Source organism: Paenisporosarcina sp. P5_A11, assembly GCF_056400705.1.
Genome location: NZ_JBFUKT010000023.1, coordinates 17,832 through 29,563 on the forward strand (window position 1 = coordinate 17,832; position 11,732 = coordinate 29,563).

An 11,732-nucleotide genomic window follows, 5' to 3' on the forward strand; every position below is an offset into this window, starting at 1 on the left:
GTAAATCATAGTGGTTATGGAATCCATCGCAATACTAGCGATTTATTGTTTGATAAGCTAAGGAGTTGGTGTTTGATGCTCCAGGTAGACGAAGTGACTCGGCAGGTTGTACAAAATGATACATTTTCCTATATAAATCATCAGACTGATGAATTGCTGCTGCAGGTCGACGCAAGAGCACTGAATATATAATTAGTAGTCGCCGCATGTGTTTTTTTCATTAAAAGGACAGAAAATTCCCAGTAGTCGTCGAGTTTCGAGTATAATAGAGAAAAGCAAAACTAATCAACACTTGGTTTAAAGGAGGATTTAAAATGACTGAACACAATGAAACTAACGAACAAGAAGCTCCAAAGAAAAAAATGACTTTAAAAGAAGCCATGCAAAAACAGTTAGAAGCGAAGAAGAACCTATCGTCTGATAACAACGTAAAAGGAAACTCAGGACAATCCGGGAAAAAAATGCAAAGCCAACAAACAAAAAAAGTAAGCAATTTACGCAGAAAAATGGGAACATAAATATCATAGCGCAAACCAATTTCTAAATTGGTTTGCGTTTTTGTTAGGAATGATAACAAAACGGGTAAATGGTGTATACTAATGACAATTATGAACGTGGAAGAAGGGTTTTTGATGACGTCTAAATATGCAGATGATGGACTGGCATTACATACAGATCTATATCAAATTAATATGGCTGAAACCTATTGGGCTGATGGGATACATAATCGTAAAGCGGTATTTGAATTGTTTTTCCGCAAATTGCCTTTCGGCAACGGCTACGCGATTTTTGCAGGTCTTGAGCGTGTACTAGATTTCCTTCGTGATTTCCGTTTTTCTGAAAGTGATTTAGCTTATTTACAAGAGGAGCTTGATTATAAGGAAGATTTCATCAGTTATTTGCGTGAGCTCCGCTTTACAGGGGATGTCTATTCAATGGTTGAAGGGGAACTAGTTTTCGCAAACGAGCCGATTATTCGCATTGAAGCTCCACTTGTAGAAGCACAGCTTATTGAAACAGCACTTTTAAATATCGTTAATTATCAAACGTTAATTGCTACAAAAGCCAGTCGTATTAAACAAATCGTAAAAACAGATACCGTTATGGAATTTGGTTCGCGTCGTGCGCAAGAAATGGACGCGGCAATCTGGGGATCACGTGCTTCTATTATAGGTGGGATTGAAGCAACTAGTAATGTACGAGCAGGCAAGAAATTCGGTATTCCTGTTGCTGGAACACATGCCCATTCACTCGTTCAAGCATATAAAAGTGAATACGAAGCTTTTCATGCATATGCACAACGTCATAAAAACTGTGTATTCCTTGTCGATACATACAATACCTTAAAAATTGGTGTTCCTACGGCTATTCAAGTGGCAAAAGAACTTGGGGATAAAATCAATTTCGTCGGAATTCGTTTAGACAGTGGAGACATTGCGTTCCTTTCAAAAGAGGCACGACGTATGTTAGATGAAGCTGGTTTTCTAGATGCGAAAATTGTGGTGTCAAATGATTTAGATGAATATACAATTTTAAACTTAAAAGCCCAAGGTGCAAAAGTGGACATGTGGGGAATTGGTACAAAACTGATTACTGCATACGACCAGCCAGCTCTTGGTGCTGTCTATAAAATAGTTTCGATAGAAGACGAAAAAGGTGTAATGGAAGATACCATTAAAATCTCTTCTACATCTGAAAAAGTAACAACACCAGGTCAGAAAAAATTATATCGTATTATAGACCTTGAAAACGGCAAAGCAGAAGGCGATTATATTACCATGTCCGATGAAAATCCGACTAAAGAAAAACGTTTAAAAATGTTCCACCCAGTGCACACATTTGTATCTAAATTTGTGACGAATTTTGAAGCAAAAGAGCTGCATACGAAAGTAATTGAAAATGGACAAGTTATTTATGAGAATCCAACACTGTTCGAAATGCGAGATTATGCAACTTCTAACTTGGAGTTATTATGGGATGAATACAAACGTTCCTTAAACCCGGAAGAATATCCTGTGGATTTAAGTCAAAAATGTTGGGATAACAAAATGCGTAATATCCAAGAAGTACAAGAAATGGTGGATCGCATGCATTACGCTTAAGGAGGCACTATGATGACAAACTTACAACAGACCATAATAGAAGAATTGAAAGTTAAACCATCGATTGACCCTCAAGAAGAAATTCGCATATCGATTGATTTTATGAAGCACTATTTACTCAAACATCCTTTCTTAAAAGGGCTGGTTCTTGGAATATCAGGCGGACAAGATTCCACACTCACTGGTAAGCTCGCACAAATGGCAGTGGATGAATTGAATGATGAAGCGGGTAAACAAACTTATTCTTTCTTTGCTGTCCGATTACCATATGGAATACAGTTTGATGAAGATGATTGTCAAGACGCATTGGATTTTATTCAACCTACTAAAATTTATACGGTGAATATTAAAGGTGCTGTCGATGCAAGCAAAAGAGCTCTTGATGAATCCGGTATCATTCTTTCTGATTTTGCTAAAGGTAACGAGAAAGCAAGAGAAAGAATGAAAGTCCAATATTCAATTGCGTCTATGCATAATGCTGTTGTTCTTGGAACAGATCATGCAGCTGAAGCCATTACTGGTTTTTATACGAAGTATGGTGACGGTGGAGCTGACTTAGTTCCTATTTTTCGATTAAATAAGCGACAAGGAAAACAACTATTAAAAGTTCTTGGAAGCCCGGAACATTTATATACTAAGATTCCTACTGCAGATTTAGAAGAAGATCGTCCTGCGCTACCGGATGAGATTGCGCTTGGTGTTACATATGATCATATTGATGATTATTTAGAAGGCAAAGATATTCCAAGCGAGCCTCGAGAAAAAATTGAGAATCATTATTTACGCTCACAACATAAGCGTCATTTACCGATTACAGTCTTTGACCAATTTTGGAAATAAAATCAAACACACGCAGCTTCTGCTATGTGTGTTTTTTTGTATCCTAATAAGTTGTGAAAACGGTATATTTTAGGTAGACTAGTGCTATAATGTGTTAATTTTCTAATAAATATAATAACTTAGTGGGACTAATGGGGGAGTAGAGAGATGAACAACCAGAAGAAGATACATGCCATCATAGATAATATTGAAAAAGTTATGATAGGGAAACGAAATATAGCAGAGTTAAGTGTAGTTGCGTTGATATCCCAGGGGCATGTCTTACTCGAAGATGTTCCAGGAGTTGGGAAAACGATGATGGTACGTGCATTAGCAAAATCAGTTGGTGCTCAATTCAAACGAATTCAATTCACCCCTGATTTACTACCGTCAGATGTAATCGGTGTATCCATCTATAATCCAAAAGATATGGAATTTCATTTCAGACCGGGTCCGATTATGGGGAATATTGTATTGGCAGATGAAATCAATCGTACTTCCCCTAAAACACAATCGGCACTACTTGAAGGAATGGAAGAGGCGACGGTCACAATCGATGGAGAGACAATGAAAATTCCAAAGCCGTTTTTTGTTATGGCTACGCAAAACCCGATTGAGTATGAAGGTACCTATCCACTGCCTGAAGCCCAATTAGATCGTTTTTTACTTAAACTTCGAATGGGATATCCAACACATACAGAAGAAATTGAAGTATTAAAACGTGCTGAAAAATCGGCACCAATTGAAGAATTAACTTCTGTTATCACCCTCGACGACTTGATTCTATTGCAGAACGAAGTGAAGGACATTTTAGTCGATGATACCATTAAAAACTATATTGTTGATTTGGCGAACCGCACTAGAAAAGATTCTTATGTTTACCTTGGTGTGAGTCCTCGTGGATCTCTCGCATTAATGAAAGCTTCACAAGCTTATGCGATGTTAAAGGGACGCGACTTTGTAACGCCGGATGATATTCAATATTTAGCACCGTTTGTATTTAGTCATCGCATGATTTTACGTTCAGAAGCTCGATATGATGGCATTACACCAGAAGAAATTGTTGAACGGATTTTAGCGAAAACAAATGTCCCGATTAAGAGACTTATTAAACAATGAAGGGAATAAAATTATCGTGGGGACTAGGATGGCGTCTTCTGTTCGTCATCTTTCTATTAATCTTTTCGTTTTCCTTTGCTATGTTTCAAGGGGGCTTTGTAAGCTGGTTTATTTTTTATACATTATTGCCTTTTGCGGTATATTCCTTCGTGTTTTTCTTTATTCCTATATCAAAAATACAAGCCGAACGTTATATTCAAACCGCACAAATACGAAAAGGCGGAAAGCTTATTGTCACAGTAAAATTAAAGAGAACTTCTCGTTTTCCTATGCTCTATTTAGTGATTAAAGAACTGACTCAAAGTCCTCAACTTATTCGTCATGCAGAAAGCCAATTGAAAACGGTTAAAATATTCGGGATACGACAAACGATCGAATGGACGTATGAAATCGATCATATGCCCCGTGGTGAACATACGTTTGATGGAGTAGAAATTACGGTAAGTGACTTTTTTGGGTGGGTTAAAAAATCGGTTGTCCTTCCACTAAAACAGACAGTCATTGTGTATCCGAACGTGACAGACATGATTTATATGCCGATTGAAACTCGTTACGATCAAGGAGCGGCTGCCTCTCCATTCGCGATAGTAAAAGATACGACTATGGCGACAGGTATTCGAGACTACCAACCGGGAGACCGAGTATCGTGGATTCATTGGAAGTCATTTGCCCGTACACAAACGTTACGAACAAAAGAGTTTGAAGATAGACAGTCTCAAGATTTATTTATCTTAATAGATCGGAAAGCTTCAGATAATTTTGAAGAACAAATTGAATTGACGGCATCGGTGTTGCATGCTGTTGTTCGAAATCAAGCAAGTGCTGCATTTTTGTCTTTAGGAGCTACCCGATTTTATTTCCCAGCAATTCAAGGTGAAGATCAATTGCAACGAACCATGTTTCACTTGGCCAAAGTGGAAGCTGATTTGAAGAAGCCAATCGAGCAAATACTTCCTAAAGACCAGGCAATGTCAAAAGCTACATCGGTGTTACTCATCACTGGAGATTTGACTGCAGGACTAATTGAGGCAATTTCGAGAGCTGCTAAAAACTTACGTCAATGTACAGTCTTTATCGTTGTTAAGAAAGGCAAGAAATTATCGAGACAGGAACTAACTATGCATCAGTTAGCTCGATCTAGAGGAATGATTCTTCACGTGCTTTCTCAAGATCATTTCGCAAACGCCTTTACAGAGGTGGGACGCTCATGAAAAATAACTTTCAAAACAAATGGGTAAAAGCCGTATTCTATATTCTCGTGTTCTTCCTGCTACGTGAATGGTTATTACCGGTCTTGGAATTAACCGATACTAACTATCTATCTATTTTCTTAGCTTTTATCGTGCTATGTCTTGTGTTTAGTTTTTTCTCCATCCCATGGTGGTTATCAGGGCCAGGTAAACTTTTATATATTGGTTGGATCCTCGTATATATTTACACGAATGAAGTATTCTTTACAGGAGAAGCCATTTCGTTTCTGTACAATGATTTCATTACCAATACAAGTGCACTAGTCAACCGAGATTGGCCATCCGTTACGGATAGTTTTAGGACCGTACTATTTTTCTCGCTATTATGGATGACAGCTTATTTAATTCATCATTGGATAAGTGTCCGTAAGAATATTTTCTTGTTTTTCTTTATGACCGTAGTATTTATTGCAGCTCTTGATACATTTAGTCCGTATGTAGGCGATGGTTCGATTCTGCGCGTTATGATTTTAGGATTATTATTATCTGGCTTATTAAAAGTAGCAAAAATTCTCGATCAAAATCGTCTATCAGTGACAAGTGAAAAATATGGGTCTCTTGTTTTCCCCCTCATTATAATAGTGGTAATTAGTGGCTCAATCGGTTATTTCCTTCCAAAAGCAAATCCTGTATGGGATGATCCAGTTCCTTTTATTCGATCATTTGCTGAAGGAACGGGTTCAGGATTAAGTGGAGCTGGTGGTATCCGAAAGATTGGTTATGGTGAAGATGATTCCGTACTAGGGGGAGGATTCCAATCGGATTCTACCTTAGTATTTGAAGCTGTTGTGAAAACAGGTCAGTACTGGAAAATCGAAACGAAAGATACTTACACGTCAAAAGGTTGGGAACAATCGGTTGCTTCAAATGAAATTCGAAAATATACCGCAGGTGACATTATTGATACGGGTATTCCAACAGGCCCTGTGGAAGATCAAGATATGGCACAGTATACATTTGAATTACCATATCCATTCTTAATGTATCCTTATGGTTCAGTTGTAGCGAATGCGCAAGAAGGAACAAGTTTCTCTGTTTCTACTAATACGCAAAAAATTGAAACATACCAGCAAAACGGCGATGCGGTGGAATTAAATGAATATGAAATCGGTTTTAGTGAACCCACATACAGCTTAACTGCTCTACGTGAAACATCTGAAGACTCATTAGGTGAATTAGGAGCAGAGTTTGATCGGTACTTACAGCTTCCAGAGGCATTACCTGAGCGTGTACGAGAATTAGCACAATCGATTACAGAGAAAGAAACCAATTTGTACGATAAAGCTAAGGCCATTGAACGTTATTTTCCTAGAAATGGCTTCGTGTACGATCAAACTAATGTGAGTGTTCCAACAGAAGACCAAGATTATGTAGATCAATTCTTATTTGATACAAAACGTGGTTATTGCGATAACTTCTCAACATCCATGGTAGTCATGCTTCGTTCTTTAGATATCCCAGCTCGTTGGGTAAAAGGATTTGCTGAAGGAGAACAAATGCAAAATGACAATGGTGATCGAGTGTACCAAGTAACAAACAATAATGCACATTCATGGGTTGAAGCCTACTTACCTGGCATCGGTTGGATGCCATTTGAACCAACTATTGGATTTAGTGGTGCTGGAAATATTGATTATGATATTGAACAAGATTCTACAGAACCTCCTGAAGAGCAAGTCGTACCAAAGCAACCGTCTAAACCAGTGAAACCGAATGCTGCAGATAACAAATCTATTTCAGAACGCTTAACAGAAACCATGGAAAGTTTTGTGGACTGGATTTCTGATAATCGAGGACGCATTATTCTATGGAGTTTAATCGCAATAGCATTCGGAATTGTAATGTTCCGTATAAGAAATAAATGGATGCCCAAACTATTGGTGCCATATTATCGCTTACGTAAAGACAATTGGCATTCTTTTGAATCAAGCTACCACCGTTTATTAAAACAACTTTCTTTGTATGGTATTTCACGTAATGAAGGACAGACGCTTCAATCTTATGCAAATTATGTAGATGGGTTCTTTGGTTCAAAAGATATGAAGACGTTAACCAATGCATATGAAAAAGGCTTTTACGGCAAAAAAATCGAGTCACAAGAATGGTTGAAACTGAGAGAAAGTTGGGAAAATTTAATCAATCGTACAAGCGGTTGATTTTACAGCAAACTACATGTAGAATTGAGAAAAATTACACAGACCGGTTTGCCCTTATATATGTCCGATAATACGGTTCGGATGTCTCTACCAAGTTGCCGAAAATGACTTGACTATAAAGGCGGATGCAATCACGTCTATTAAATGGACGTTTGTTTGTATTCGCCTTTTAAAAAAGAAATTTTTGTCTTACTCCAAGCGTCAGTCACACCTTAACTTTAGAAACTCGGTTTCCGATTCATTTCTTGCAGCAAGGGTATCAGACTTTAACGGCGCTTTGGCTTTTCAGTGGTAGAGCTAAAGAACGCGTAGAAAGGTTTTCTTTCGTACGCGTTTTTTCTATATAATAGGGTCCGGAAATCCAAGTGAAGAGGTGTACGAATTGTCAGTAACTCCTATGTTAAAAGAACAAGAAAAAATTGTCGTGCTTGATTTTGGTAGTCAGTACAATCAGTTAATTACTCGTCGTATCCGTGAGTTTGGTGTTTACAGCGAATTACACCCACACACAATAACTGCAGAAGATATAAAAGCGATGAATGCTACCGGTATTATTTTCTCTGGTGGACCAAATTCGGTATACGATGAAAATGCATTTCACGTCGATCCTGCTATTTTTGATTTAAACGTACCTATACTAGGAATTTGCTACGGTATGCAATTGATGTCACTTCACTTTGGCGGTAAGGTTGAAAAAGCTTCTCGTCGTGAGTACGGGAAATCAGATATTTCTGTAGTGAAAGAAAACCCTCTATTTAAAGACCTTCCTAACGAACAAGTTGTATGGATGAGTCATGGTGATCATGTAACAGTAGCACCTGAAGGTTTTGATGTAATCGCAACTAGCCCATCTTGTTCAGTAGCTGCAATTGCTGATGAATCACGTGGCTTATATGCTGTTCAATTCCATCCAGAAGTTCGTCACTCCATTTATGGTATCGACTTACTACGCCAATTTGTATTTGGTATTTGTAAAGCAACAGGTGATTGGTCAATGGAAAGCTTCATTGAACTTGAAATCGAAAAGATTCGTCATGAAGTAGGCGATAAAAAAGTATTATGTGCTTTAAGTGGTGGAGTAGATTCATCCGTAGTAGCTGTATTGCTTCATAAAGCAATTGGTGATCAATTAACATGTATGTTTGTTGACCACGGTTTGCTACGTAAAGGTGAAGCTGAGAGTGTAATGAAGACTTTCGCTGACGGATTTAACATGAATGTTATTAAAATAGATGCACAAGAACGTTTTATGAGCAAACTTGCGGGTGTTTCAGATCCTGAAACAAAACGTAAAATTATCGGCAATGAATTCATTTATGTATTTGACGATGAAGCAGCAAAACTTGAAGGTATGGACTTCCTTGCACAAGGGACGCTTTATACGGATATTATCGAGAGCGGAACAGCTACTGCCCAAACTATCAAATCTCACCATAATGTAGGCGGTTTGCCTGAAGATATGCAGTTTAAGTTAATTGAGCCATTAAACACGCTATTTAAAGACGAAGTTCGTGCACTTGGAACAGAACTTGGCATGCCAGATGAAATCGTTTGGCGTCAACCATTCCCAGGCCCGGGTCTTGGAATTCGTGTATTAGGAGCTATTACAGAAGAAAAACTTACGATTGTCCGTGAGTCAGACGCGATTTTACGAGATGAAGTAGCTAAAGCAGGACTAGAACGAGACATTTGGCAGTATTTCACTGTTTTACCCGACATTCGCAGTGTAGGTGTTATGGGGGATGCGCGTACGTATGATTACGCCATTGGAATTCGTGCAGTTACATCTATCGATGGGATGACTTCAGATTGGGCTCGTGTACCATGGGATGTTTTGGAGAAAATCAGTGTTCGTATTGTCAATGAAGTACCGCATATTAACCGAGTTCTGTATGATATTACGAGCAAGCCACCAGCAACAATCGAATGGGAATAGGAATTAAATAAACGATTAAAAGCTTGGAGAGCCTATTTAAATAGGGTTTCCAAGCTTTTTTGTTTTCGAGTGATTCCAGGTTTGATACAAATGAAATATTTAGGATATTTCCTTGATATTTGGTTTTCTTTAAATTAGAAGTTTGATATTTAATGGTCCCACTCGCCTAGTTATTATAAGTATTCTTTACAACGTAATATTAGATTTTTATCGGATGGGAATAAAAAGTTTAACTGGAAATGAATGTGATTTCCGAACTTTATCGACGTTTTATTGAATAATGTTCGGAAAAATCATTGATACGAATCATGATAAATGCTATAGTACTATTGTAATTAAATACTGTCGTCGTATAATGTCGGGAATATGGCCCGAAAGTTTCTACCGAGTTACCGTAAATGACTCGACTACGATTTTAGGAAGACGGACCGTTCCGTCTTTCTTACTACCTATTAACTTTGGTTAGTAGGAAAATCGGAGGCATGCGACTATTTGTTGCATGCCTTTTTGTTTTTATAATAAAAGACTATGCAATTCCTACTTGGAAGTTGTAAAGGCTTGAATCGAAAACTTAGTTTCTAATGAGAGATTGAGAGATTGGTCCATGTTGGCTTTTATTATAGAAGAAACAAACGTGTACACGACAACGCGGAGGAAAAAATCATGAAGAAGTATTTTCAATTTGAAGAACTCGGAACGAATTATCGCCAAGAGATTATTGGTGGATTAACCACGTTCTTAGCAATGGCTTACATTCTTGTAGTCAATCCTTTGACCTTATCACTTAATTCAGTTACGGATTTTCCAGATGAATTAAGAATGAATTATGGTTCGATATTTATGGCAACGGCATTGGCTGCGGCAATTGGTTGTTTTTTAATGGGGATTCTAGCGAAGTATCCGATTGCTCTTGCTCCAGGAATGGGACTTAATGCATTTTTTGCTTATACAGTTATTTTGACATATGGCATTCCATGGCAAACAGCTTTAACAGGTGTATTAGTTTCAGGTGTTATTTTTATTCTTCTTTCATTATCGGGTATTCGTGAAACTATTATTAACGCCATTCCAACTGAACTGAAATATGCAATTGGAGCTGGGATTGGTTTATATATTACCTTTATCGGTTTTCAAAATGCCGGTATTATTGTAAGTAATCCAGCTACGATGGTTGGTCTAGGAGATTTAGGGAAAAGTTCGACACTCCTTGCGATTTTCGGTTTGGTAGTTACAGTTATTTTGATGGTTCGCGGAATTAATGGCGGAATTTTTATTGGGATGATGACAGCGGCCGTAGTAGGAATGATTTTTAGTGTAGTAGAGCTACCGAGTGCGATTATTGGGAATGTCCCAAGTATAGCCCCTACATTCGGTGTAGCGTTGGAACCGATTTTTAACAATCCTGGATCTTTAATGACTGTTGATTTCCTTGTTGTTGTATTAACTTTCTTATTTGTAGCATTCTTTGACACTGCGGGTACATTAGTAGCTGTGGCTAATCAGGCTGGATTAATTAAAGATGATAAACTTCCTCGCGCAGGAAAAGCACTTTTTGCTGATGCAATGGCAACAGTAGTTGGAGCAGTATTAGGTACATCAACAACAACGTCTTATATTGAATCTAGTTCAGGTGTTGCAGCTGGAGCTCGTTCGGGCTTTGCGGCTGTCGTCACTGGAGTATTATTTTTAGTCTCTATTTTATTTTTCCCTCTATTAGAAGTAATTACGAGTGCTGTTACTGCACCTGCATTAATAATAGTAGGAGTCTTGATGGTTTCGGCATTAGGCAAAATTGATTGGACGAAGTTTGAAATAGCCGTTCCTGCTTTCTTAACTATGATCGCTATGCCTTTAGGTTATAGTATTGCTACTGGGATTGCTTTTGGATTCATTTTCTACCCTATCACGATGGTCGTATCAGGAAAAGGGAAGCAAGTTCATCCAATTATGTATGGATTGTTTGTAATCTTCATCCTATACTTTGTATTCTTAACTTAAGTCTAAGAAGAGTTTCTTGTAAGTAGAGAAACTCTTCTTTTTCATTACACTACTTGCAAGATTATATGTCTCTATTTTATTATGATAATATCACTTGAATTATTAGAACTTTCTGATATAATAAAGATTATAAACTTTAACTTTTGGTGTTGACTTTTATAATGCAGGCTGATATATTTATTAAGTTGCTGATTTGAGCGCAACGAAGTAAATAAAAAAGCAAAACTTTTTGTTGACATGACATCAAGAATTTGCTAAGATATAAGAGTTGCTGTTGAAACAGTGACCAACACATGAACCTTGAAAACTGAACAGCAAAACGTCAACTAACAAGCGGAACGCACTTCGGTGT

8 protein-coding genes and 2 riboswitches are annotated in these 11,732 nt (G+C 37.7%); all 8 genes read left to right on the forward strand.

Annotation, left to right across the window (positions count from 1 at the left end; genetic code table 11):
* The first annotated feature begins 314 nt into the window (after positions 1-314).
* Positions 315-518 carry a hypothetical protein gene (locus AC1DOS_RS06275; protein WP_108587746.1) on the forward strand — a complete coding sequence of 68 codons (204 nt, stop codon included), beginning with the start codon at positions 315-317 and terminating at the stop codon, positions 516-518.
* A 114-nt stretch (positions 519-632) separates the two neighbouring features.
* A complete protein-coding gene (locus AC1DOS_RS06280) occupies positions 633-2,102 on the forward strand; it encodes a nicotinate phosphoribosyltransferase (RefSeq protein ID WP_477536809.1) in 1,470 nt (489 codons plus the stop codon).
* A gap of 12 nt (positions 2,103-2,114) precedes the next feature.
* Positions 2,115-2,942, forward strand: a complete 828-nt coding sequence (gene nadE, locus AC1DOS_RS06285; RefSeq protein WP_477536803.1) for an ammonia-dependent NAD(+) synthetase — start codon at positions 2,115-2,117, stop codon at positions 2,940-2,942.
* A 147-nt stretch (positions 2,943-3,089) separates the two neighbouring features.
* Positions 3,090-4,040, forward strand: a complete 951-nt coding sequence (locus AC1DOS_RS06290; RefSeq protein WP_477536804.1) for an AAA family ATPase — start codon at positions 3,090-3,092, stop codon at positions 4,038-4,040.
* Positions 4,037-5,251 (forward strand): DUF58 domain-containing protein, encoded by a 1,215-nt coding sequence (locus AC1DOS_RS06295; protein ID WP_477536805.1) that lies wholly within the window; start codon positions 4,037-4,039, stop codon positions 5,249-5,251. The genes AC1DOS_RS06290 and AC1DOS_RS06295 overlap by 4 nt, the downstream gene beginning before the upstream one ends.
* Entirely contained in the window at positions 5,248-7,446 is a 2,199-nt protein-coding gene (locus AC1DOS_RS06300) for a transglutaminase-like domain-containing protein (RefSeq protein WP_477536806.1), read from the forward strand. The genes AC1DOS_RS06295 and AC1DOS_RS06300 overlap by 4 nt, the downstream gene beginning before the upstream one ends.
* 34 nt (positions 7,447-7,480) lie before the next feature.
* A riboswitch (purine riboswitch) is annotated at positions 7,481-7,582 on the forward strand.
* A gap of 261 nt (positions 7,583-7,843) precedes the next feature.
* Positions 7,844-9,382 carry a glutamine-hydrolyzing GMP synthase gene (gene guaA, locus AC1DOS_RS06305; RefSeq protein ID WP_146173674.1) on the forward strand — a complete coding sequence of 513 codons (1,539 nt, stop codon included), beginning with the start codon at positions 7,844-7,846 and terminating at the stop codon, positions 9,380-9,382.
* Positions 9,383-9,710: 328 nt separating this feature from the next.
* A riboswitch (purine riboswitch) is annotated at positions 9,711-9,812 on the forward strand.
* A gap of 233 nt (positions 9,813-10,045) precedes the next feature.
* Positions 10,046-11,380, forward strand: coding sequence for an NCS2 family permease (locus AC1DOS_RS06310; protein WP_477536807.1), 1,335 nt, complete (start codon positions 10,046-10,048; stop codon positions 11,378-11,380).
* Positions 11,381-11,732 lie beyond the last annotated feature (352 nt).